The sequence below is a fragment of the Aeromonas allosaccharophila genome (assembly GCF_000819685.1).
Classification (GTDB): Bacteria; Pseudomonadota; Gammaproteobacteria; order Enterobacterales; family Aeromonadaceae; genus Aeromonas; species Aeromonas allosaccharophila.
On sequence record NZ_CDBR01000099.1, the window covers coordinates 98780 to 123043 of the forward strand.

At 59.8% G+C, this 24264-nt stretch carries 17 protein-coding genes and 2 pseudogenes; 4 read left to right on the forward strand and 15 right to left on the reverse strand.

Annotated elements, in window-relative coordinates; all coding sequences use genetic code 11:
• Window positions 1-88: 88 nt before the first annotated feature.
• The 9 genes from BN1115_RS18165 to BN1115_RS18205 all read right to left on the reverse strand — a co-directional run bounded on the left by BN1115_RS18165 (window position 89) and on the right by BN1115_RS18205 (window position 9479).
• A complete protein-coding gene (locus BN1115_RS18165) occupies window positions 89-1381 on the reverse strand; it encodes an outer membrane protein transport protein (RefSeq protein ID WP_042658254.1) in 1293 nt (430 codons plus the stop codon).
• A 388-nt stretch (window positions 1382-1769) separates the two neighbouring features.
• The gene (locus tag BN1115_RS18170) at window positions 1770-2549 is read right to left on the reverse strand and encodes a DUF3379 domain-containing protein (RefSeq protein WP_042658255.1); all 780 of its coding nucleotides are present in this window, start codon (window positions 2547-2549) and stop codon (window positions 1770-1772) included.
• Window positions 2542-3141, reverse strand: coding sequence for a sigma-70 family RNA polymerase sigma factor (locus BN1115_RS18175; protein ID WP_042658256.1), 600 nt, complete (start codon window positions 3139-3141; stop codon window positions 2542-2544). The genes BN1115_RS18170 and BN1115_RS18175 overlap by 8 nt, the downstream gene beginning before the upstream one ends.
• A gap of 13 nt (window positions 3142-3154) precedes the next feature.
• On the reverse strand, window positions 3155-4666 hold the full coding sequence (locus BN1115_RS18180) for a BatD family protein (protein WP_042658257.1): 1512 nt from the start codon (window positions 4664-4666) through the stop codon (window positions 3155-3157).
• Window positions 4667-4686: 20 nt separating this feature from the next.
• Window positions 4687-6138 (reverse strand): VWA domain-containing protein, encoded by a 1452-nt coding sequence (locus BN1115_RS18185; protein WP_042658258.1) that lies wholly within the window; start codon window positions 6136-6138, stop codon window positions 4687-4689.
• A complete protein-coding gene (locus BN1115_RS18190; RefSeq protein WP_042658259.1) occupies window positions 6129-7121 on the reverse strand; it encodes a VWA domain-containing protein in 993 nt (330 codons plus the stop codon). The genes BN1115_RS18185 and BN1115_RS18190 overlap by 10 nt, the downstream gene beginning before the upstream one ends.
• Window positions 7118-7657 (reverse strand): DUF4381 domain-containing protein, encoded by a 540-nt coding sequence (locus BN1115_RS18195; RefSeq protein WP_042658260.1) that lies wholly within the window; start codon window positions 7655-7657, stop codon window positions 7118-7120. The genes BN1115_RS18190 and BN1115_RS18195 overlap by 4 nt, the downstream gene beginning before the upstream one ends.
• The gene (locus BN1115_RS18200) at window positions 7642-8538 is read right to left on the reverse strand and encodes a DUF58 domain-containing protein (protein WP_042658261.1); all 897 of its coding nucleotides are present in this window, start codon (window positions 8536-8538) and stop codon (window positions 7642-7644) included. The genes BN1115_RS18195 and BN1115_RS18200 overlap by 16 nt, the downstream gene beginning before the upstream one ends.
• Window positions 8529-9479, reverse strand: a complete 951-nt coding sequence (locus BN1115_RS18205; RefSeq protein ID WP_042658262.1) for an AAA family ATPase — start codon at window positions 9477-9479, stop codon at window positions 8529-8531. Before BN1115_RS18205 ends, BN1115_RS18200 begins: the two co-directional genes overlap by 10 nt.
• Window positions 9480-9661: 182 nt before the next feature.
• On the opposite strand from BN1115_RS18205, the gene fadI reads away from it, so the two are divergent.
• The 3 genes and pseudogenes from fadI to BN1115_RS21950 form a co-directional block, all read left to right on the forward strand.
• Window positions 9662-10972 carry an acetyl-CoA C-acyltransferase FadI gene (gene fadI, locus BN1115_RS18210; RefSeq protein ID WP_042658263.1) on the forward strand — a complete coding sequence of 437 codons (1311 nt, stop codon included), beginning with the start codon at window positions 9662-9664 and terminating at the stop codon, window positions 10970-10972.
• A complete protein-coding gene (gene fadJ / locus BN1115_RS18215) occupies window positions 10972-13119 on the forward strand; it encodes a fatty acid oxidation complex subunit alpha FadJ (protein ID WP_042658283.1) in 2148 nt (715 codons plus the stop codon). The genes fadI and fadJ overlap by 1 nt, the downstream gene beginning before the upstream one ends.
• Window positions 13073-13702: pseudogene (locus BN1115_RS21950) on the forward strand (IS1595 family transposase); the annotation flags it as partial. The gene fadJ and the pseudogene BN1115_RS21950, both read left to right, overlap by 47 nt.
• Before the next feature lie 51 nt (window positions 13703-13753).
• Here BN1115_RS21950 and yfaE read toward each other — a convergent pair.
• From yfaE to ubiG, 5 genes are all read right to left on the reverse strand, one after another.
• Entirely contained in the window at window positions 13754-14077 is a 324-nt protein-coding gene (gene yfaE / locus BN1115_RS18220) for a class I ribonucleotide reductase maintenance protein YfaE (protein ID WP_042658264.1), read from the reverse strand.
• Window positions 14078-14150: 73 nt separating this feature from the next.
• Window positions 14151-15284, reverse strand: a complete 1134-nt coding sequence (gene nrdB, locus BN1115_RS18225; protein WP_042061736.1) for a class Ia ribonucleoside-diphosphate reductase subunit beta — start codon at window positions 15282-15284, stop codon at window positions 14151-14153.
• A gap of 80 nt (window positions 15285-15364) precedes the next feature.
• On the reverse strand, window positions 15365-17632 hold the full coding sequence (gene nrdA / locus BN1115_RS18230; protein WP_042658265.1) for a class 1a ribonucleoside-diphosphate reductase subunit alpha: 2268 nt from the start codon (window positions 17630-17632) through the stop codon (window positions 15365-15367).
• Between the two features lie 635 nt (window positions 17633-18267).
• Window positions 18268-18963, reverse strand: a complete 696-nt coding sequence (locus tag BN1115_RS18235; RefSeq protein ID WP_042658266.1) for an HAD family hydrolase — start codon at window positions 18961-18963, stop codon at window positions 18268-18270.
• Window positions 18963-19679: a bifunctional 2-polyprenyl-6-hydroxyphenol methylase/3-demethylubiquinol 3-O-methyltransferase UbiG gene (gene ubiG / locus BN1115_RS18240; protein WP_042658267.1), complete on the reverse strand. Its 717-nt coding sequence runs from the start codon at window positions 19677-19679 to the stop codon at window positions 18963-18965. Before ubiG ends, BN1115_RS18235 begins: the two co-directional genes overlap by 1 nt.
• Before the next feature lie 198 nt (window positions 19680-19877).
• Here ubiG and gyrA point away from each other — a divergent pair, with 198 nt between their 5' ends.
• Window positions 19878-22625, forward strand: coding sequence for a DNA topoisomerase (ATP-hydrolyzing) subunit A (gyrA, locus tag BN1115_RS18245; protein WP_042658268.1), 2748 nt, complete (start codon window positions 19878-19880; stop codon window positions 22623-22625).
• Window positions 22626-22736: 111 nt separating this feature from the next.
• Here gyrA and BN1115_RS18250 read toward each other — a convergent pair.
• Window positions 22737-24097 (reverse strand): annotated as a pseudogene (locus BN1115_RS18250) (alpha-amylase family protein).
• Window positions 24098-24264 lie beyond the last annotated feature (167 nt).

Consider the following 24264-nt stretch of genomic DNA (forward strand, 5'->3'; position numbering starts at 1 on the left):
ACACGTGTGTGCTACATCTGTGCGCTGAAATGGATTTTATGGACAAAAAAAAGAGCGCCTGGTGGCGCTCTTTCCATTCTATCAATAATCAGAACTTCATGTTGAACTGGGCAGAGGCCAGGAAGGCGTTGCCGTGGGAAGTACCTTGCCAGCGGTTCAAACTGTCGTGGTTTGGCAGCCCTTCATTGACATCTACTTCTTTGCCGTCCAGATAGGCCATACCAAAGTCAACGCTCATATCGGTATTGATATGGTAGGTAGCACCAGCGCTATACCAGACACGGTCTGAGTCGGGGATACTCAGGCTGCGATACTCGGCTTCGATAGGGCTGTTGTCATAGGCAAAGCCCAGACGTGCTTCCCAAGCTGGATTGATATACCAGGTACCGCCGATGGAGTAGCGAGTGGAGTCTTTAAATTTCTCGGGTTTATTGAGACACACGCCCGGTTGGCCTGGGGTATTACAGCCTGAGCTGGTCGCCTTTAATTCTTGGAACGCACTCCAGTCAGTCCAGTTGACAGAGTAGTGAACGGCGAATTGCTGATTCAAACGGTGATAACCGGCAAACTCGGCCTGAGCAGGGAGATCCAGTTTCAGATTGCCATCAACAGTGCGGTTCCCTGAAGTGAGTCCCTGGAAGTCACCATCAAAGCTCATATCGACCTGTGAACGGTAGGTCAGTGCAAAGCGATGGTTTTCATTGACTTCGTACAGGGTGCCAACGTTCCAGCCAAAGCCCCAAGTATCCCCCTTAAGATGAGCGACATTGGTATCTTTGGGCAACGCTGTGCCAGTGTAACCCGCAAAACGGTTAAGTTCTGCGGCACCGTAAACGGCGTTGATACCGGCACCGACACTGAAGTGCTCATTGATGCGATAGGCGATGTTCGGGTTGATATTAAAAGTCACCAACTCGGTATCGCCAGCCCCAACACCTGCCGAGAAGGTCTTGGAGTATTCGGTGGAGAGACCGTAGTTGGAGAAGAGGCCAATACCCCAAGCCCACTGGTCATTCAGTGGCTGAATAAAGTAAGAGGCGGGGACGAAGGCTGCCGGAGCAATACCTGACTCGCTTGCATCGGTTAATTTGGCAAGTTTGTTCCCGTTTGCATCAACCCGATTTATTGCACCATCTACATCCACATCCGGTTTGATGTAGGTGCCGGAGACAGAGACCGCCATCTTGTCGAAGGTGGTCATGGCTGCAGGGTTACGGGCCAGTACGGAGGCGTTGTCGGCGATAGCCGCTTCACCGGCATAGGCGCGACCCAGACCGGAAGCCGAGTGCTCGTTCAACTGGAATGCCGCAGCATGGACTTGACCGGTGGCCAGCGCGATGGTGGCGGCAATCAGGCTCTTCTTGAAAATAGTTGTCGTCATGGTTTTCTCTCTTGTAGGCAGATTTTTTTGCCGATATTGGCTGCACGTTCAATGCAAACCCCGACAAAATCCGTTTTTATTTCAGCTTCTTCCCAATCAATTCTGGCGTGATTCTATGGATCTGGTAGGAGGTAAGAAATCAGACCAGTGACAGCAGAATACATAAAAGTGATCGATGTGTTAATCATTTGTTTTAACTTGCTGTTTAATTCATCAGTTTCATAGGGTAACGGCGGATTATTGACCTGGATTGCCGATCCAGGTCACAAAAATAATTTTGCCGATTTTTCGATATTTTGAGGCAAATGGGCGACAACGCGGGGGAAACGGTGGGAAACAGGCAGCCGCTCGTGACGGCTGCCAGTCATTCAGGTCTGGTCAGGCTTTGTTAAATGGCCCACTGCAGCTGTGACTGTAGTGCGCTGGCAACGGGTGCAAGTGGCTCTTTCATCTCACCAATCAGCACCATATTGGCCCCTTTTAGCCGGACTATCTCCCCTTTGAGGGTGCCATCTTCAAAGTTGGCCTGTTGCAGGGTTAGCGGGACATGTTTGGGCACGATAAAGAGGGTGACTGGCCCCATCTCTCCCTTGATCACCATATGCAAGGCTGGCCCCTGATAAAACGAGCAGTGATTGACATAGGTCACCTTCAGTCCATCCATCTCCTTCAGGGTTGCTCCGTACATCTCCAGCTTGGCATTGATGCTCTGTAAATTGACCCGTTCCTCGATACCCTGGATAAAGGGCGCTTCGCCATAGACGTGGGCCATGGCCACTTGTGCGAGGGAAAGAGCCGTGGGCGTCGTCTCTGGCAGCGAGATCCAGCGGGTGCTCATCCCCAGCAGGAAGGCGACCGATGCGGCCAGGGCGATCTGGCGCCAGGATGTCGAGGCCCGGATCTTGACTGGCGCCGTACCAAGGGGTCGGGATGGCGGCATATCATCTTGCGTGTCACTGTCTTGCTGCATGGCTTGCCTGAGCAGGATCCGCTCGGCCAGTCCGGCGGGGACCTCTACCTGCATGGCACGCTTGAGGCTTCTGTCGAACTGTTTCATCTCGTCGAGGTAGTTCCGATTGGCCTGGCTGGCTTCAGCGGCTTTGAGAAAGTCCGGTTGTTGATCGTTGGGCTGGATCATGGCGTTGCGGCGAAATTCGAGTTCATCCATGTCCGTGTCCTCTTGCTTGGTTCTTCTGCTCCATCGCCTCCTTGATCTGGTTGCGGGCGCGAAACAGTCGGGTCATGACGGTGTTCTTGTTGAGGCCGAGCATCTCGGCGATCTCTTCACCACTGAATCCTGCCACGACTTGCAGTAGCAATGGCTCCTGATACTCCTCCGGCAGCCGGGCGATGTGACGGTGCAACCACTCGTTCTCCATCTCCTGTTCGCTGTGCAGAACATCATGCTGGGGCTGAGGGTGATCGTCGAGATCCACCAGCTCCAGCTGTTTGCGTTCGAAGCGGCGGGCATTCTCCCGTCTGAGGATGGTGATGAGCCACCCCTTGGCCGCCTTGTCATTTTGCAGGGTATCGATCGCCTTCCATGCACGCAGGAAGGTCTCTTGCACCAGATCTTCCGCCACGTTGGGATCCCGGGCCAGCCAGTAGGCATAGCGGTAGAGATCGCCATGCAGCGCATGAACCAGTGCTTCAAATTTGGTTTGTTTGTCAGCCATAAGGTCAGAGACCGGCGAAGTGGCCGGATCATTTCCACCAATATGCTGCTGAGCACGTTTTTTTCTAAAAAACAGCAGTGCCATAGGGCAATCCTTGTCAGGGGGTGTGGCGGCGGGAGTGAGAACTCCCGTGCGCCAGCAGGTAAATCAGGTGCGCAATACCGGCGCTTTCATCGGCCCTGAGGGTACGCGCCAGAGTGCGCCACTCGATGGGCTGGCCAGAAGAGGGCCGGGCAAAACAGGCTCGCTCGAGTTCACCGAGCGCGTTGCCGACCCGATTATGCCCAGCGCCAGGCAACTGGCCTGATTGATAACAGGGGACTTGCCAGCGCAAACTCGCCCACTGGATCAGCGCCTTGCGACTGGCATCTGGCTGATGTTGGCCAAGGGCGCGCTGCAGTCGATAGAAGGCGCGCCAGCGGGGTCCGTGGCGCCATAGCGCACGCAGTGCCAGGGCCAGTACGACCCACCAAAGGCTCTCTCGCAGCGCCATCTGCGGGCGCTGATCATCAGGTTGCGAACGTGTCGCTGCCTTAAACGTCAGCGTGATGGTGGGCAGACTGGCCTGCTCAATCCGGCCACTTTGGGTATTAAACCAAGGAAGGTCAATGGGGGGCAGCTGATAGTCGCCGCTCTGCTCCGCGACCAGGGTCTGGCGCCATTGTCGCTCAAACAGCAGCTTGCCATCGCGGTAACGCTCCTGCTGTTGCTCGCCATCGGGATGGGCCTGCACGCCGCTTGGCAGTTGATGGGCCATCAGGGGGGTAAGCTGGATCTGGCCGCTGTCACCATTTTCCATGGTCAGAGTGAGGATCCGGATCAGCGGTTCACCCACTTCGCCCGTGGTGGCCGGTTCAAGCCGTTGGCTCAGGGTCAGCCGGGTGGCAACCGGCGTGGCGGGGGCCTTGTCCACCCTCACCTCGAGTGGTGCCGCGCGGGCCGAGAGTCGTTGCGCCTTGCCCCCTTGCTGCGTGAGCTGCCCCTGCAAGCGGGGCGAGTCGAGGTGCCAAAGACCCGGCGTTTTGGCCTGAACGAGCCAGCTGCGGGTCAGCTGGCCGGGCAGCCCTGCTTGCGCAGGGGAGATCCACTCGTCGCTACCGAGGCGACGGATGGTGAAGTGGGCAGAGCTGAGCTCGCTCAGGGCCGGGTTTTGCATACTGGTAGGGAGCCACAGGGTCAGCCGGTAGATCACCGGCTGGCCGGGATAGAGCGGGCCCTGATGATCAAGGCTGGCCTGCATCTCGAGTGGCGAGGGGGCTGCGGGCTGCGGCAGCACCGCTGTACTTGCCTGTCGTATCGGCAGGGTGAGCGAGGGGGTGAACTCATTTCCCAGCTTGAGCGGGGCAATCACCACCTCTGTATTCGTGGGTGAGTCGCTCTGGTGCAGCGGGATCTGCCAGCGAGTCAGTTGTTGTACCGGGGTCGTGACCCGGCTCATGGTCACTCTGCCCACCGCAAACTGGCGCAGTAGGGGGGTGATTTCCAGCTCGCTACTCTGGCGCTCGCCATCCGCTTCGATGATCAGCAGCCAATCGCTGGGGTCGGCCCCCGGCAGCAACTCTGCGCGAGGAGGCAAGGCCCAGCAAAGTGGACTCGCCAGTGCGAGCAACAGTCCCCATCCTGCCCGCGTCACCAGGGCTCCTCCACCTTGATTAGATCCCTGCGCAGTGCCTCTTTGCGCAGTCGCTGCTCCAGCAGCAACACCGGGGGAGAGGGGGGCAGGGGCATTGCCGTAGCCTGCTGATCAGCCGATGGTTCGGGCTGCTTGCTGTTGCTGGTATCGGGAGCGGCCGCCGCACCGCCTTGTAACAGAGAGAGGTTATAGAGCGCATCTTCATGGCTGGGCTCCAGCGCCAGAGCGGCCAGATAGGCCTCCTTGGCTGCGGCAAACTCCCCCAGTTGCAGCAGGGCATTGCCGCGGTTGTAGTGGGCGGTGGCGCTTGCCGCTTCCTGATAGGCTGCGATGGCTTGCCGGTAGGCACCGGCCCGATACCAGGCGTTGCCACGCCAGACCGGATCGTTGAAGGTGCGGGCGGCCCGCTCAAAATCCCCCTGTTGATAAGCCTGCATCGCTTGCAGATCCCCCCTCTCTGCCGCTTGCAGATCTTGCGGTGCAAGCAGCTGCGCTCCCACCATCAGCGCCACCATCAGCCGGGCGCCGACTCTGGCCAGCAAGGCCAGCGGTAATAAAGGGATCAGCAACCAAGGGCCAAGATCCAGTGGCGCCGGGGTGAGGGCCGAGGTAGTGGTGGGCAGCGGCGCAAAGCGAGGGACGTCGCTGCCAAGCCACTGCAGCTCACCGCCGAGGCGATTGGCCAGGGCGGCAATGGCCTGACTATCGGGGGCAGGCAACTGCGCAGGCATACGGGTGGCAAACCCCAACTCATTTGCAGGGATAGCGGGCATGGTGGCTGGTTTGCCGCTGCTGGCGAGCAGGATATCGAGGCGGGCCGACAGTGTGTCACGGCAGAGAAGGCGCTGCTGGCAGGGCCACAGCGCAGCGATTTGGGTCATCTGGTTCGTGGTGAGGTCGTCGGTGATCAGCAGCAGACGCGCCTGTTCACCGGGTGCAATCTGCTTCATGGCAAGCTCAACGGCCCGTGCCGGGTTGCTGCCCTGCAGGGGCATGATATCGGGGCGCAAGTCGGGCAGCAGCAGCGAAAGGGCCTGATGATCCCGGGTGGGCGGCATGGCGAGGTAGGCATCGCCCGCGTAGAGGATCAGCGCGATGCGCTCGCCCTTGGCGCGGCTCAGCAGTTGCTGCAACTGCCATCTGACCCGGGTCGCCCGATCCGGTTTGAGGTCGCTGGCGGTCATCGAGCGTGACAAGTCCAGCAGCCAGATATCGAGCGGCGCCGCAGGCTGCTGTTGCAGCTCGCCGCGCAGTGCCGGCCCGCTCAGGGCCAAAATCACGGGCAGGGTTGCCAGCCAGAGCCAGGGGCGCTGAGGGCGGGATGCGGGCAGCAGATAAGCCTGCATCGCAGGCGCGAGCAGCGGGGGCTGGCGACGATGGCGCCACCCTTGCCAGAGCCAGGGGATGAGTGCGATCAGCCATAGGGGGCGGAGCAAGATCAGCTCCATCTGCGCGCGCCTCGTGCCAGCCAGCTACGCACCTTGCGAAACTCCAGCCTGCCGTGCCCTGATGGCAGGAGCAGCAAACCACAAAGCAGTGCCAACGGCCAGGGGTAGAGCTCGATCACCGGCTGGTAGTGGGCAACCGGCATGGGGGCCGGTTCCAGGGTATTGAGGGTCGCGTTGATGGCATCGAGATCGCTTTGGGTTCGCGCCCTGAAATAGCGCCCCTGGCCTGTCTGGGCGAGCTTTTGCAGGAGCGGCTCGTCCAGTTCGCTGCTGGGATCGGCCTGACCGCTGCCCGCCTCATCGTAGGGTTGGATAAAGGTATCGGGATCGGCCCCGACCCCCAGCGTATAGATCCGTATTCCCTGCGCCGCGGCGAGTTTGGCCTCCTGCAGCGGGTCGGCGTTGCCTGCGGTATTGCGGCCATCGGTGACCAGCAGCAGGGCGGTGGGGCGACCTGGATCCCCATGCTGACGTGCCAGCTGGATCGCCTCACCCAGAGCGGTGGTACGGCCGACCAGATCAAAGTCGAGTTCATCGCTCAGGGTCAACAGCGCCGGGATCTCCTGAGTGAGGGGAGAGAGCAGGTAGGCGTGATCGGCAAAGACGATAAGGCCCACCCTGTCTCCGGCCCGTTTGGCGATCAGCGCCTTGATCTGCTGGCGCACTGCCGTCAGCCGTGCTTGCTGCTCACCGTTGTCGAGCATATCCGGAGTACGCATGCTGTCTGACAGATCAACCGCCAGCAGCAGATCCCGACTCCCTTCATATTGGATCACCGGTTCTCCCCACCACTGGGGGCGGCAGAGGGCGAGGATAAGGGCACCCCAGAGCAGCATGGCGCGCCAGAGCGGCAATCCGGCGTGGGGACGCAGCAGCGCAAACCCGGGGTGAGCCAGATAGCCGTGGCGCAGGGGCGGCAAGCCGAAGCGCACCAGCAAGGGCAGCACCAGCGCCAGCGCAAACCAGGGCCAGGCCAGGATCATGAATGCCTCCGCGCCGCTTCGCGCCCCGAGCGGGGGGAGAGCTGCAAGAAGAGGGTTTGACCCCAGCGCCGATAATCTTGCCGCAGTTGCTCGCACTGCTCGCTGCTCGGGTTCTGGCTGCCATAGAGCCAACCGCTCCAGTGAGGGGCGAACTGGCTGAAATCGCTGCCGCCGTGACGATCGACAAAGGCGAGCCACGCCTCTCCTTGCAGCTGGCGCGCCTCGGGCCAGCGTTGCAACGCTTCATGACGCAGGGCTTCCTGTATGCGTGCCACCAGTAGCGCCGGATCCCCCTCCAGCTGACGGCACCAGCGGCGGTAACGTACCACCCTGCGGGCAATTAGGGCGATCAGTAATAGAAGGAAGCCGGTGATCAGCAGCCACAATAGTGCCTGTACTCGGGGATCCAGACCCTGTTCAATCAGATCAGGCCCCGGGTGGATGTCGCGCATCAGGGCGGTCAGCGGCGGGGTAATGGCCTCGGAGGCGGGGCTGGCGCTGTCGAGCTCGGCGGGCGTGATCATCCCTGATGACATAACCCCTCCTGCCACTGTTGTTGCAGCGTCTGGCTGTTATCGAGCAGGTAGAGGCGCTGCACCAGCGGTAGCAACTGCTGCTTGCTGTGGGCCAGCTGCTGCTCGGCGGCTTGCCGGTAGCGGCGGGAGAAACCGGCATGGCCTCCATCCAGCCAGCCCTGATAGTGTTGCCCGGGCCGATCGATGGCCACCGGCAGTTGGCCGCCTCGGGGAAGGGCTGCCTCGAGGGGATCGCGGATCTGCCAATAGTGAATATCGTGGCGCCGCGAGAGCAGCTGCAACTGCTGGCAGAGCGCCGATTCGCAGGGCCTGTGATCGGTGATGATCGTCAACTTGGCTCCGTGAGGTAGCTTCAGGCCGGACAAGGTGTCGCCCAGCGAGTGAGAGAGCGCACGTCGTGCCAGCCCTTGCTGGTAGTGATGGCAGAGGGATTCGAGCAGGGGCAGCACGCTGCCGCGCTGGTGTTGGGGAATAAGCCCGTGGCAGATCAGAGTGTTGTGTTGCTTCATTCCTTGCCAGATCAGGGCTGCCGCCAGCTCGCACCCCAGGCGCGCTTTGAGCTGCAGCGTAGAGCCGAAATACATGGCGGGAGAGAGATCGAGCAGCAGCCAGTGCGCCTGATCGAGCTCCTCGCTATAGAGGCGGGTAAAGGGACGACCGAGGCGTGCCGTCACTCGCCAGTCGATATGGCGTACCTCGTCACCAGCCTGATAGGCGCGCAGCTCGCGAAACGTGAGTCCGGGAGAGCGGCCAGGTTTGCCGCGTTCGCTATTGCTTCGGCCTAAGTTAGGTGGCTTCTTGGCCTTGGCCCAGAGCCGGATATTGAGCAGCCGTGGCAGTGACAGGGCGATGTCGGGATGCAGACCGGGTTCTAGGGACATGGCACCTGATCCAGCAGTTGGGCGATCAGGATATCATTATCCAGATTGTCGGCCAGTGCCTGATAGCTGGGAATAAGGCGGTGGCGCAGCACCGGATAGGCTTGCAGCTGGATATCTTCCGGCAGCACATAATCACGTCCGGCGAGCCAGGCTCGGGCGCGGGCGGAGCGAGCCAGCCCCAGCGTAGCCCGAGGGCTGGCCCCCACGGCAATCAATGGCTCAAGGGCAGGGCAAAGGCCACTACCCGGCCGGGTGGCGCAGACCAGCTCCACCAGATAGTGCTCCAGTCGGCTTTGCATGGTCACCGCCAGCACCTCGCTGCGGGCACGCTGCAAGGTGGTCTGACTCAGGGTCACTGGTGCCGCGCCCAGCTGTTCGCCGCTGGCGTTGAGCTGCAAGATGGCGAGCTCCATAGTGGGGCTTGGGTAATCCACCATCAGCTTGAGCAGAAAGCGGTCTAGCTGGGCCTCCGGCAGGGGATAGGTTCCCTCCTGCTCGATAGGATTCTGGGTGGCGGCGACCATAAAGAGAGGTGGCAGCCGCCAGCTCTTTTTGCCCACGGTGATCTGGTGTTCGGCCATGGCTTCCAGCAGCGCTGATTGCACCTTGGCCGGCGCTCGGTTGATCTCGTCTGCCAGCACCAGATGGTTGAAGAGGGGGCCTGGCTGGAAAACAAAACTGGCATCCTGCGGGTGAAACACCTCGCTACCGGTGAGATCGGCGGGGAGCAGATCGGGGGTAAACTGGATACGGGCAAAGCGTCCCTCGACGGCGCCAGCGAGCGCCTTGACGGCGCGGGTTTTGGCCAGCCCGGGGGCCCCTTCGATTAACACATGTCCTTCACATAACAGGGCAATCAGGAGCCCTTCTATTAGCTCATCCTGCCCCAAGATCTGACTGCCAAGATAGTCCCTAAGCGCGCTGAACTCGGCCGCTGCCATGCGATAAACCCGTTGTTTTTATGGAAGTTGATCTTTTTATACTCCAGTTGCTCCCCAAGGGCGAGCAAAGGGGGCTTGCCGTGCTTAATTTAGTTTCAATCAGCTGTATGAAACTTGTGATTGAATTGTTAATATGTGGCGCAATGAGGTCAGACCTCTGCCTTTTAAACCAAGGAGCCAGGATGAAACAGCCATTGAAACTGACGACTCGCCAGGGCGAACGGATTGCCGTCGTGGCGGGGCTGCGTACCCCTTTTGCCAAGCAGGCAACCGCCTTTCATGGCGTCCCTGCAGTCGATCTCGGCAAACTGGTGGTGAGCGAGATGCTTGCCCGTACCGATCTCGATCCCAAGCTTATCGACCAGCTGGTGTTTGGCCAGGTGGTTCAGATGCCGGAAGCCCCCAACATTGCCCGCGAGATCGTGCTCGGTACTGGCATGAGCGTCAATACCGATGCCTATAGCGTCTCCCGCGCTTGCGCCACCAGTTTTCAGGCGGTGGCCAACGTCACCGAATCCATCATGGCCGGTACCGTAGACATCGCCATCGCCGGTGGTGCGGACTCATCCTCCGTGCTGCCCATCGGGGTGAGCAAGACGCTGGCCCGCGCTCTGGTGGATCTCAACAAGGCGCGCAATCTGCAGCAGCGCTTCAATATTCTGCGGACATTGAGGGTCAAGGATCTGCTGCCGGTACCGCCTGCTGTGGCGGAATATTCGACCGGTCTCTCCATGGGACAGACCGCCGAGCAGATGGCCAAGAGTCACCAGATCAGCCGCGAGGCGCAAGATGCGCTGGCTCATCGCTCCCACACCCTGGCCGCGCAGGCTTGGGCTGATGGCAAGCTCAGCGGTGAGGTGTTTACCGCCCATGTACCGCCTTACAAGTCACCGCTGGAGCGGGACAACAATATCCGTGAAAGCTCGGATCTCGCGAGCTACGCCAAGCTCAAACCGGTGTTTGACCGGGTTCATGGCACAGTCACTGCAGCCAACGCCACGCCGCTGACCGATGGCGCCGCTGCCGTGTTGCTGATGCGGGAAGGTCGGGCGAAAGAGCTGGGCCTCGAGCCGCTTGGTTATATCCGCAGCTTCGCCTTCTCGGCCATTGATGTCTGGCAAGACATGCTGATGGGGCCCTCCTATGCCACGCCGCTGGCGCTGGACAGAGCTGGTATCACGCTCAGCGATCTGACCTTGATCGACATGCACGAAGCCTTTGCCGCCCAGACCCTGGCCAACCTCAAGATGTTTGCAAGCGCCGAGTTTGCCCGTGACAAGCTGGGTCGCGAACAGGCCATCGGCGAGGTAGACATGGACAAGTTCAACGTCCTCGGCGGTTCGCTGGCCTACGGCCACCCCTTTGCCGCGACCGGTGCGCGGATGATCACCCAGACCCTGCACGAGTTGCGTCGTCGCGGTGGGGGATTGGGGCTCAATACCGCCTGTGCGGCGGGTGGATTGGGCGTGGCTATGGTGTTGGAGGTTGAATGATGAGCGCTAAGACTTTTTCCCTGGATGTTCGCAAAGATGGCATCGGCATCCTCACCATGGATGTGCCGGGCGAGAGCATGAATACCCTCAAGGCTGCCTTTGTGGAGGAGATCCGCACCGTGCTGGCCGAGGTCAAACGCAACAAGGATCTGATCGGTCTGGTGATCACCTCCGGCAAGAAGGACTCCTTCATCGCCGGTGCCGATATCACCATGCTGGCCGCCTGCACCAGTGCCAAGGATGCCGAGACCCTGTCGCGGGAAGGGCAGGAGATCTTTGCCGAGATCGAGGGGCTGACCATTCCGGTGATCGCAGCCATTCACGGCCCCTGCCTCGGTGGCGGGCTGGAGCTGGCATTGGCCTGTCATGGCCGAGTGGTGACCGAGCACGGCAAAACTGTGCTGGGATTGCCAGAAGTGCAGCTCGGTCTGCTGCCGGGCTCTGGCGGTACCCAGCGTCTGCCGCGCCTCATCGGGGTGGCCAAGGCGCTGGATCTGATGCTGACCGGCAAGCAGGTGCGGGCCAAACAAGCCAAGAAATTGGGGCTGGTGGACGATGTGGTGCCGCCTTCCATCCTGTTGGATGCTGCCATCAAGCTGGCCAAGAAGGGCAAACCGCGCCATCAGTTGAAACGGGATCTGCAGGGCAAGGTGCTGGAGACCAACAAGCTGGGTCGCAAGGTGCTGTTCGATCAGGCCAGCAAGGGGGTGAAAGCCAAGACCCGTGGCAACTACCCGGCGCCGGAGCGGATCCTCGAGGTGGTGCGCATCGGTGTAGAGGAGGGGATGAAGGCCGGTCTGGCCGCCGAGTCCCGCCACTTTGGCGAGCTGGTGATGACGGCAGAGTCTGCTGCTCTGCGCTCCATCTTCTTTGCCACCACCGAGATGAAGAAAGAGGTCACCTATCAGGGGGCTGAGCCGCGCAAGGTGGCCCATGCCGCCGTGCTGGGCGGTGGTCTGATGGGCGGCGGCATCGCGTTCGTCACCGCCACCAAGGCGGGCGTACCGGTGCGGATCAAGGATGTAGCCAGCAGTGGCATCGGTAATGCCATGCGCTACAGCTACGACATTCTGGCCAAGAAGCTCAAGCGCCGTCACATCCTGCGCAGCGAGCTGGAAAAGCAGATGAGCCTGCTGACCGGTACCCTCGACTACTCCGGTTTCCACCGGGTCGACATGGTAGTGGAGGCTGTGTTTGAAGATCTCAATCTCAAACACCAGATGGTGAAGGACGTGGAGCGTGAGTGCGGTGAGCACACCGTGTTTGCCTCCAACACCTCATCACTGCCCATCAACCAGATTGCGGCAGAGGCGGCGCATCCGGAGCGGATCGTGGGGCTGCACTACTTCAGCCCGGTGGACAAGATGCCGCTGGCGGAGATCATCCCCCACGCTGGCACCAGTGCCGAGACGGTCGCCACCACGCTGGCTTTTGCCCGAGCCCAGGGCAAAACGCCCATCGTGGTGAAGGATGAAGCCGGTTTCTACGTCAACCGCATTCTCGCGCCCTACATGAATGAAGCGGCGCGATTGGTGCTGGAAGGGGAGCCGGTGGAGGTGCTGGACAGCGCACTGCTGGACTTTGGTTTCCCGGTTGGTCCCATCACCTTGCTCGATGAGGTGGGGATCGATGTGGGTGCCAAGATATCCCCCATTCTCGAGAAAGAGCTGGGTGGCGAGCAATTCCAGGCGCCCAAGGCGTTCGACAAGCTGCTGCAAAACGATCGCAAGGGACGCAAGAACGGCAAGGGCTTCTATCTCTACGGCAAGGCGGCACCGCGCAACAAGCTGACCGGCAAAGAGGGCAAGAAAACGGTGGACGAGAGCGTCTATGGCGTGCTCGGCATCAAGCCTTCCGCCAAGCTGGCCCGTCAGGAGATCGCCGAGCGCTGCGTACTGCTGATGCTCAACGAAGCGGCCATGGCGCTGGATAGCGGTGTGGTGGCCTCGGCCCGTGATGGCGATATCGGGGCCATCTTCGGCATCGGCTTCCCGCCTTTCCTCGGCGGCCCGTTCCGCTACATGGACACGCTCGGGATCGATTATCTGGTTGGCCGTCTGGAGTATTACCAGAAGCGCCACGGCGACCGGTTTGCCCCCTGTGCCCGCCTCAAGGCGATGGCCGCAGAGCAGCAGACTTTCTACTGATTGTTTCCCATTATGCCAATTTCAACAGGCCCGTATTGTAAGGTGCGGGCCTGTTGCTATCGAGGGGTTGGAGATCCCGTTGCACGATATGAGCGAAATACGGAGTGGCAGTTACACAGAATTATTTACAGGCTCGAGTCAGTGGCTGCGCCGCTACCGTTGTAAACTGTGTCTGCGCACCAGCACCGTTCTGACCAAAATGCCTCTGGCCCGGTTGCGCAAAGCGCAATGCTGGGAAGACTATGCGCAAGCCATCATCGAAGGACTGCCACGTCCGCCAAGGCATCGTGGTGGCAAGGGGCAACCCCGTGGAACCGGGCAGGCCACCATGCGGATTTTCAGCTGGAGAAGATAAATGCCGAGACGGTCATCGCGGTCTTGAAGCCGCTGGTGTTACCGGATGCGGTGCTGTGTAGCGATGGTGAGGGTGTTCGTCAAGGCGAACGGGTGGTTGGTGCATATCACATCCAGCACGTGAATGGGTGTCACCATCGGCAGAAAGAGTGAATAGTGCGTTACGGGAGGGGGCGTAAATATCAAAACGTGTTTGCATGAGGTGCTGGGGCACCCCATGCAACACGTAAATTGGGACATAGCCTTTTTATTGTGCGCGAGTTGCCAGCCTGTGGCGGCGTCAGTTCTTCTGAATATCCAGTCGGATGGCGCCGACCTGTTTGCAGCAGCAGGGGAGGCACTCCCCCTGGGCGACAAATGCCAGCGGCACCGAAGGATAGTGCACCTTGCCGGCCATCAGCGGCGTGCGGCAGGCGCCGCAATAGCCGCTGCGACACTGGAACTCCACATGATGACCGTGGCGCTCCAGGGTCTCCAGCACGCTTTCACCGGGATGGGCGTGCAGCACGGCACCATCCCGGGTATGTACCCGTGGTGCCACGACCGCCTGCTGTTCGGCAGCTGCGTACGGGGCAGGGGTCAGCGTGTTGGTGGCATCACTCACAGCTCGAAATCACCCAACTCATTGGTATTCACTTCACTGTCGATCTGGCCGATCAGCATATCAGGTCGCTGACTCACAGCTCGAAATCACCCAGGTCGTCAGCATTGACTTCGCTGTCGATCTGACCGACCAGATAGGAGCTTACCTCTACCTCTTGCGGGGCGACCTGTACGTTGTCGGAGGAGAGCCAGGTGTTGATCCAGGGGATAGGGTTCTGCTTGGTGCCGGCAAAGGCGGGTTGCAGGCCGACCGCGCTCATGCGCAGGTTGGTGATGTACTCAACGTACTGGCAGAGAATGTCCTTGTTCAGGCCGATCATGGAGCCGTCCCGGAACAGGTACTCGGCCCACTCTTTCTCCTGAATGGCTGCTTCCTTGAAGATCTCGAAGCAGGCCTGTTCGCACTCGGCGGCGATCTCGGCCATCTCCGGGTCATCTTGGCCGGTACGCATCAGGTTCAGCATGTGCTGCGTCCCGGTCAGGTGCAGCGCTTCATCGCGGGCGATCATCTTGATGATCTTGGCGTTGCCTTCCATCAGCTCGCGCTCGGCGAAGGCAAAGGAGCAGGCGAAGCTGACGTAGAAGCGGATTGCTTCCAGCGCGTTGACGCTCATCAGGCACAGATAAAGCTTCTTCTTCAGCCCGCGCAATGTGATGGTTACTTCGCGGCCTGCGACAGTATGGGTGCCTTCACCATGCAGGTTGTAGAGCGCGGTCGATTCGATCAGATCGTCGTAGTAGTGGCTGATGGAACCGGCACGCTTCAAGATCTGCTCGTTGGTCACGATATCGTCAAACACCTGGGCCGGTGAGTTGACGATATTGCGGATGATGTGGGTGTAGGAGCGAGAGTGGATGGTCTCGGAGAAGGCCCAGGTCTCAATCCAGGTTTCCAGCTCAGGAATAGAGACCAGCGGCAGCAGCGCCACGTTCGGGCTGCGGCCCTGGATGGAGTCCAGCAGGGTCTGGTACTTCAGGTTGGAGATGAAGATGTGCTGCTCGTGGGGCGGCAGGGCCTGATAGTCGATGCGATCGTGGGAGACATCCACCTCTTCCGGGCGCCAGAAGAAGGAGAGCTGCTTTTCGATCAGGCGCTCGAACACTTCGTGCTTTTGTTGATCATAACGGGCTACGTTGACCGATTGGCCAAAAAACATCGGCTCTTTGAGCTGGTCGTTTTGGGTTTGGCAGAAAGTTGAATAGGCCATGGTTACCAGAATATGTGAATAGAGAAAACAGGAGAGCGGGAGCTTCATGCTCCCGCCCGGTTATCAGAACTTGCCGTGACTTAGATTTTGCAAGCCCCGCCAGCGCAACCGTCATCTTGCAGATCGGTCTGGGCATCGTCTGCACCATCACGGGTGTTGTGATAGTACAGGGTCTTGAGGCCGTATTTGTAGGCGGTCAGCAAGTCCTTCAGCAGCTGTTTCATCGGCACCTTGTTGCCTTCGAAACGGGCCGGATCGTAGTTGGTGTTGGCAGAAATAGCCTGATCCACAAACTTCTGCATGATACCGACCAGCTGCAGGTAGCCGTCAACGCTCGGTTGCTTCCAAAGCAATTCGTATTGATCTTTCAGGCGATCATACTCGGGCACCACCTGTTTGAGAATGCCGTCTTTGGAGGCCTTGACCGACACCAGGCCGCGCGGCGGCTCGATGCCGTTGGTGGCGTTGGAGATCTGGCTGGAGGTCTCGCTCGGCATCAGGGCGGTCAGGGTGGAGTTGCGCAAGCCCACGGACTTGATCTCTTCACGCAGGCTTTCCCAATCCAGATGCAGCGGCTCATTGCACAGTACATCCAGATCCTTTTTATAGGTATCGATGGGCAAAATGCCCTGGGCGTAGGTGGTCTCGCCAAACAGCGGGCAGGGGCCGAACTCGCGAGCCAGCTGCACGGAGGCTTTCAGCAGGTAGTACTGAATGGCCTCGAAGGTGCGGTGAGTCAGGGCCAGACCGGAGCCGTCAGAGTAACGGGCGCCGTTTTTGGCCAGGTAGTAGGCGTAGTTGATGACGCCGATCCCCAGGGTGCGACGACCCATGCTGCCCCTCTTGGCGGCGGCAATCGGGTAGTCCTGATAGTCGAGCAGGGCGTCGAGGGCACGCACGGCCAGATCGGCCATCTCTTCCAGATCTTCCAGCTTCTCGATGGCACCCAGGTTGAAGGCAGAGAGGGTGCACAGGGCGATTTCGCCACTCTCGTCGTCGATGTTGTTGAGCGGCTTGGTCGGCAGCGCAATTTCTAGGCAGAGGTTGGACTGGCGCACCGGCGCCACGCTCGGGTCGAACGGACTGTGGGTGTTGCAGTGATCGACGTTCTGGATGTAGATGCGACCGGTACCGGCACGCTCCTGCATCATCAGGGAGAAGAGGTCTACCGCTTTCAGGGTCTTCTTGCGAATGGCAGGATCCTGCTCGTACTTGACGTAGAGCGCTTCGAACTTGTCCTGATCCGCGAAGAAGGCATCGTACAGACCCGGCGCATCGGACGGGGAGAACAATGTAATGTCACCGCCCTTGATGAGTCGCTGATACATCAGCTTGTTGATCTGCACGCCGTAGTCCATGTGACGAACCCGGTTCTCTTCCACGCCGCGGTTGTTCTTCAGCACCAGCAGGCTTTCCACTTCGGTGTGCCACAGCGGGTAGAACAGGGTGGCCGCACCGCCGCGCACGCCGCCCTGGGAGCAGCACTTCACCGCAGTCTGGAAGTATTTGTAGAAGGGGATGCAACCGGTGTGGAACGCTTCGCCGCCACGGATGGGGCTGCCCAGACCACGGATGCGACCGGCGTTGATGCCGATACCGGCGCGTTGGGACACGTAACGCACGATAGAGCTGGCGGTGGCGTTGATGGAGTCCAGGCTGTCATCGCACTCGATCAGTACGCAGGAGCTGAACTGGCGGGTCGGGGTACGCACGCCGCTCATGATCGGGGTCGGCAGCGAGATCTTGAAGGTCGAGACCGCATCATAGAAGCGCTTGATGTAGTCCAGACGGGTATCTTTCGGATACTTGGAGAAGAGGCAGGCCGCAACCAGCATATAGAGGAACTGCGGGCTCTCGTAGATCTCGCCGGTGACGCGGTTCTGCACCAGATATTTGCCTTCCAACTGCTTGACTGCCGCGTAGGAGAAATCCATATCGCGCCAGTGATCCAGATGGGTGTTCAGCGCTTCGAATTCGGCCTGGGTGTAGTCTTCCAGCAGGTGCTTGTCGTACTTGCCCATGTCCACCAGACGAGCCACGTGCTGGTAGAGGTGGGGCGGTTCGAACTGACCATAGGCCTTCTTGCGCAGGTGGAAGATGGCCAGACGGGCTGCCATGTACTGGTAGTCCGGGGTCTGCTCGGAGATGAGATCAGCCGTCGCCTTGATGATGGTTTCGTGAATGTCGGCGGTACGGATACCGTCATAGAACTGGATGTGGGATTTGAGCTCTACCTGGGAGACCGACACGTTGTCGAGCCCTTCGGCGGCCCAGTCCAGCACGCGGTGAATTTTATCCAGATCGATGGGTTCTTTGTGTCCGTTACGCTTCGTCACAAACAAGTTCATTGGCTGATGACCTTCAGTTGATTCCCGAAAAACCATCGCACAACGGCACCACCCTGGCCCCGGCGGGGTGCGGGAGTTGGGTAGAGATTGTGCGATGAATCACAAGATGTAGTGTTATTTTAAGTTCGAGCTACAAGATAGTGAGGTCGGCCCGCCATTGCAATGTGTGGATAAGTGACGAGCTGTGGATAAATTGTGAGTCTTGCCCCATCAGTTAGTGACCGCTCACAGTGAGCGGGTTTTCATTCGTCCGCTCCGCTAAATGCAAGTCTCCCGATCGAAGATGGAAAATTTAAATAACTTTTTTGCTTGCGAAACGGGGGGCTTTTTACTAGCAAACGGCGGCTGATTATCCCTTATGCAACAAGGGTCAAAAGCTGTCCAGTTGTCGCAGCCGCGCGGTCAGCGGGCCAAGGGCTTTACATCAGACGATGGTGGTTTGTGGCCTCTATGTGGCGGCTGCGAGCTTGTCAAATGGGTATCCAATAGGCGTTAAGCTGCCTTTATTATCCATGAATGGACGCGTGATGGCGGCGCAGGTTGTGAGAGCGTATGAGAGCGTCAAGAAAGAGGTTCAAGGGGGCAGGGAGTCTCTCTCCGCCCCGTTATTGCACGTTACACGGTCAGGCTGCGCGTCACACCTTGGCCGTCAGCTCGTAGCGCAGCCAATGGTGCAGGGCCTGCACGGTATCGAACTGCAGATCGGCGCCCCACTCGGCGGGATCCTCGTTATCGCTCAGATAGCCCCAGCCAGCGACCGCAGTGCGCATGCCCGCATTGCGGCCGGCTTCGATGTCCCGCACATGATCCCCCACATAGAGGCAGTGAGCTGCCTCGACCCCCAGCTGGTCGCAGGCAAAATACATGGGGGCGGGGTCGGGTTTGCGTACCGGCAGGGTGTCGGCGCTGACGGTGACGCCGCAGCTGGCAAGCTGTGGCAGGGCTGCCAGCAGCGGCTCGGTGAGAAAGGCCGGCTTGTTGGTGACGATGCCCCAGGGGAGCTGTTTCTCGTCGAGCCACTCGATGAGATCCACCATTCCCTCATAGGGGCGGGTACCGACGCAGAGATTGGCCGCGTAGTAGTCGAGCAGGGCATTGCGCAGGCGCGTGGCACCCAGCTCTTCAAGCAGTTCGTTGCCGAGCCCTGCTTTGAGCAGCCCGAGCGCGCCGTGGGAGGTGGTCTGACGAATGATGTCGTCAGAGAGCGGCGCAAAGCCTTCGCTTACCAGCACATGGTTGACGGCGGCGCCGAGATCCGGGGCCGTGTCGAGCAGGGTGCCATCCAGATCGAACAGCACGCAGCGCAGGGGCACAGGGTGAGAGGCGCTCATCAACCGTGCTCCGGGCGGACAAACTCCACCATATAGTTGACGTCGACATTCTTGCCGAGCTTGAACTGGTTGGTGAGGGGGGCATAGTGGACGCCGCTCATGTCCCGCACCAGCAGGCCCGCCGCTTCACCCATGCGACACAGTTCGGCCGGGGTGATGAACTTTTTGTGGTCGTGGGTACCCTTGGGCACCATCTTCATCAGGTATTCGGCCCCGAGGATCATCATCAGATAGGCCTTCGGGTTGCGGTTGATGGTGGAGACAAACACCCGGCCTCCCGGGCGAACCAGGGTCGCGATGGCGCGCAGCACGGAGGCCGGGTCCGGCACATGCTCCAGCATCTCCATGCAGGTGACCACGTCATACTGGCCTTGCGCCTCGGCGGCATGTGCTTCGGCGGTGATCTGGCGATATTCGAGCTCGACACCCTGCTCCAGAGCGTGCAGGCGGGCGACCCCGAGCGGCTCCTTGCCCATGTCGATGCCGGTTACCCTGGCGCCACGGCGCGCCATGCTCTCGGAGAGGATGCCACCACCACACCCGATATCGAGCATGCGCTTGCCAAACAGACCGCCACTTTTGTCGGTGATCCAGTCAAGGCGTACCGGATTGATTTGATGCAGGGGTTTGAATTCACCTTCCATGTCCCACCAGCGGGAGGCGATGGCGTCAAACTTGGCGATTTCTGTCAGATCGACATTGGCGTCACTGTGCATTTTTCGAAGATCCTGTGGCCGGGCGCCCGGTTATGAGTCATGGGCGCAATCTATTGTCCTGGCGGGCATTATAACGGACGGACTTTGTCACACCAGCCCGATCTGATACCCGATTTGTGGCTTAAGGTATTTGGCTCAGTGTGTTACCATGTCGCGCTGTTTAAGCCAAAGAACAACTAATTAGGGATAAGGCTTTCTATGAGCGATCTGGCCAGAGAGATCACGCCGGTCAACATCGAAGAAGAGCTCAAGAGTTCCTATCTTGATTACGCCATGAGCGTGATCGTAGGACGAGCTCTGCCGGATGTGCGTGATGGCTTGAAACCGGTTCACCGCCGCGTTCTGTTTGCAATGAACGAGTTGGGGAACGACTGGAACAAGCCCTATAAAAAATCGGCCCGTGTGGTCGGTGACGTAATCGGTAAATATCACCCGCACGGCGATAGCGCTGTGTATGACACCATTGTCCGGATGGCGCAGGATTTCTCCATGCGTTACATGCTGGTCGATGGTCAGGGCAACTTCGGTTCAGTCGACGGCGACAGCGCCGCGGCCATGCGTTATACCGAAGTGCGGATGGCCCGCATCTCCCACGAGTTGCTGGCTGATCTGGACAAAGAGACCGTGGACTGGGTGCCGAACTATGATGGCACCGAGATGATCCCGGCTGTCATGCCCACCAAGGTTCCCAACCTTTTGATCAACGGCTCCTCCGGTATTGCGGTGGGCATGGCGACCAACATTCCGCCTCACAACCTCACCGAGATAGTCAACGGCTGTCTGGCGTTGATTGAGAATGGCGACCTCACCATCGACGAGTTGATGACCTATATCACCGGGCCTGATTTCCCCACCGGCGGCATCATCAACGGTCGTTCTGGCATCGTGCAGGCTTACCGCACCGGTCGTGGCTCCGTCTATGTGCGCGCCAAGGCCGAAGTGGAAGTGGACGACAAGACCAGTCGCGAGACCATCATCGTTCACGAACTGCCTTATCAGGTGAACAAGGCGCGGTTGATCGAGAAGATCGCCGAACTGGTCAAAGAGAAGAAGATCGAGGGCATCAGTGCCCTGCGCGATGAGTCTGATAAAGACGGCATGCGCATTGTTATCGAGATCAAACGTGGCGAGTCTGGCGAGATTGTGCTGAACAATCTCTACAAGCACACCCAGCTGCAAACCACGTTTGGCATCAACATGGTGGCGCTCGATAACAACCAGCCCAAGGTGATGAACCTTAAAGAGATCCTGGATGCGTTCCTGCTGCACCGCCGTGAAGTGGTGACTCGCCGGACCGTGTTCGAACTGCGCAAGGCGCGGGATCGGGCCCATATCCTTGAAGGTCTGGCGGTTGCGCTGGCCAACATCGATCCCATCATCGAGCTGATCCGTCACAGCGCGACCCCTGCCGATGCAAAAGCGGGCCTGGTTGCCAAGGGCTGGGAACTCGGCAACGTGGCGTCCATGCTGGAGAAAGCGGGCGACGACGCAGCGCGGCCAGAGTGGCTGGAGCCACAGTTCGGTATTCGTGAAGGTCAATACTTCCTGACCGAACAGCAAGCCCAGGCCATCCTTGACCTGCGTCTGCACAAGCTGACCGGCCTCGAGCACGAGAAGATCCTGGAAGAGTACCAATCTCTGCTGGATCTGATTGCCGAGCTGCTGCACATCCTGGCGAGCCCGACTCGTCTGATGGAAGTGATCCGCGATGAGCTGCTGGCCGTGCGCGAGCAGTATGGCGACGAGCGTCGCACCGAGATCAGCATGTCCAGTGCCGAGATCAACATCGAAGATCTGATCACCCCGGAAGACGTGGTGGTTACCCTGTCTCACCAGGGCTATGTGAAGTATCAGCCGCTCTCCGACTACGAGGCCCAGCGCCGCGGTGGTCGTGGCAAGTCGGCCACCCGGATCAAGGAAGAAGACTTTGTGGAGCGTCTGCTGGTGGCCAACACCCACGACACCATTCTGTGCTTCTCCACCCGCGGCAAGGTCTACTGGCTCAAGGTTTACCAGCTGCCGGAAGCGTCCCGTGGCGCCCGTGGTCGTCCGATCATCAACCTGCTGCCGCTGGAAGAGGGTGAGCGTATCACCGCCATCCTGCCGGTGAAGGAGTATGATGCCGAGAAGTATGTGTTCTTCGCCACCGCCAACGGTACCGTGAAGAAGACCAGCCTCTCTGACTTCAGCCGTCCGCTCTCCTCCGGTATTCGTGCCATCAACCTCAAAGAGGGTGATGAGCTGATCGGGGTGGATATCACCGATGGCAGCAACGAGATCATGCTCTTCTCCGACGCGGGCAAGGTCGTTCGCTTCGCGGAAGGCAGCGGTCGCGCTGATGCGGAAGTCAGTGATGACGTTGAAACCGACGACGATGCTGGCAATGACGATGATGGCAGCGACAACGGCGAAGGCACCGAAAGCAAAGGCACCTTCAAGGGCGTGCGTCCGATGGGTCGTACCGCAGCCGGTGTGCGCGGCATCAAGCTGGGCGCCGGTGACAAGGTGGTTTCCCTCATCGTTCCGCGCGGCGAAGGTGCCATCCTCACCGCCACCGAGAACGGTTACGGCAAACGTACCGCACTCGACGAGTACCCGACCAAGAGCCGTGGTACCCAGGGCGTTATCTCCATCAAGGTGGATGAGCGCAATGGCAAGGTGATCGATGCGATCCAGGTCGAAGATACCGACCAGATCATGCTGATCACCAACGGCGGCACTCTGGTGCGTACCCGTGTTGCCGAGGTGAGCGTCATTGGCCGTAACACCGGCGGTGTCCGTCTGATCCGTACCGGTGAAGACGAGACCGTGGTTGGCCTGCAGCGCATCGCCGAGAGCGACGAAGACGAGAACGACGCTCTGGCCGTGGACGGTGAGGTATCTGAAGGTACCGATACCGCGACCGGCACTGATGCGGTCGATGCAGGGGACGCGGGCGACGAGTAATCGTCTCCTGAGTCACTTGCCTCAGCAAAAAGAGCGACCCTGGTGGTCGCTCTTTTTATTTGTCTGTTTTTTATGGCGGTCAGCTGACCGCTCGGCAGGATGCTGGCGGGATCACTCCTGCAGCCACATTCTGGCGCTGCGGGCGGGCATGGCGACCCGCACCCACTGGCTCTGCACGTTGACCACTGCGCCTTGGTCGAGCACGTCCCGATAATTGCGATACCAGTTCATCTCGAACTTGGCGGTGTCGAGCCAGTACTCCTGCTCGTCGTCGCACTTGTTGATACCGACCAGTCCCTGTTTGCCCCGTTTGAACAGCACGAAACAGTCGCCGCTGCCGACCAGCTGCATCGATTGACCCTGCACCGCATTGTGGAAGCGGATCATTCCCTTGAGATCGGTGCGCTGGTAGTAATCCTGCCAGCGCAAGCCGTCCTTGGCCTGGGTCTCGCCGTGATCCGAATAGACCAGCGGTGAGCCACCATCGCGCCCGAGCAGGTAGGCATAGGCCAGCTTCTCGTCTGTCTGGCTTAAGATCTGATAGCAGAAGCCATCGTTGGTGGGGATGTCGTGGGTCACGGCAAAGGTGACGGCGCGACTGCCCGGCAGCGCCTGACCATAGGCCCCCGGATCCGCCAGCAGGTTCATGCTGCCGCCATACCCCAGCGCCCCGCGCAGGGAGGCAAACAGCGGAAAGTCATAGGCACCTTGGCCGCTGCTGTCGAGGTAGGGTTTGAGGAAGCGCTCGTAATCGGTGCTGCCGGCGCCGCCGGTGGTGATCACCTCGCCAAACACATGCATCCCCTGTTTGATCTCGGGGGTGAACACGGCATTGATCTGGTAATCGCTCATGTGTTTGACCGCATCGACCCGAAAGCCCTTGATCCCCATTCCCTTGAGCGCCTTGAGATAGGCCTGCTGCTGGCTCACCACCCAGTTGTTGGGATCGAGATCCGGTAGCCCCTTGTCACCGGCGCCGCCACACAGGCGCCAGTACTGGACGTGGCCCGGATCGCTCCAGTCACTGATGCACCCTTCGGGATGAAAATCGGCGGCGGCCAGCAGGTTTTGTCCCAGATCGCCAAACAGCTTCTGGCGCTCGAAATAGGCCGGGTTGGCAGCATACTGACCGAGCAGTTCGCTACCGGGGTAGTTGAGGTCCTGGCGCTTCCAGCTCTCGTTGGCCATGTGGTTGAGCACCACATCAGCATAGACGGCGATACCGCGCGCCTTCATGGCGGCGAGCAGTTGCTCGAGCTCCTGCTTGTTGCCAAGGGGGAGTCGACAAGGCGCAGATCCTGCGGCTGGTAACGGGCCCACCACTCGTTGCCCGAGGACTTCAGCGGCGGTGAGATGAGTACCTGTTTGTAACCGGCCGACTTGATAAGGTCGGCTTTGGCCGTCACTTCACTGTACTTCCAGTTGAAGGCGTGCAGTATGACGTCGGCGTGCGCCAAGGGAGCGATCAGCATGCCTGCGATCGCCCATATTCCCGCTGTGTGTTTCATTATTGTGTCCCTGTTCTTATAGATGCCTGAATGGGCAAGCCAGCTTTGGCGGGAACAAGGTGGGCTGCAATCCATAATCTGCAGATTTGTGACCGCTTTCAGGGTGATTTCGCCGAATACGTGAGCTGTTT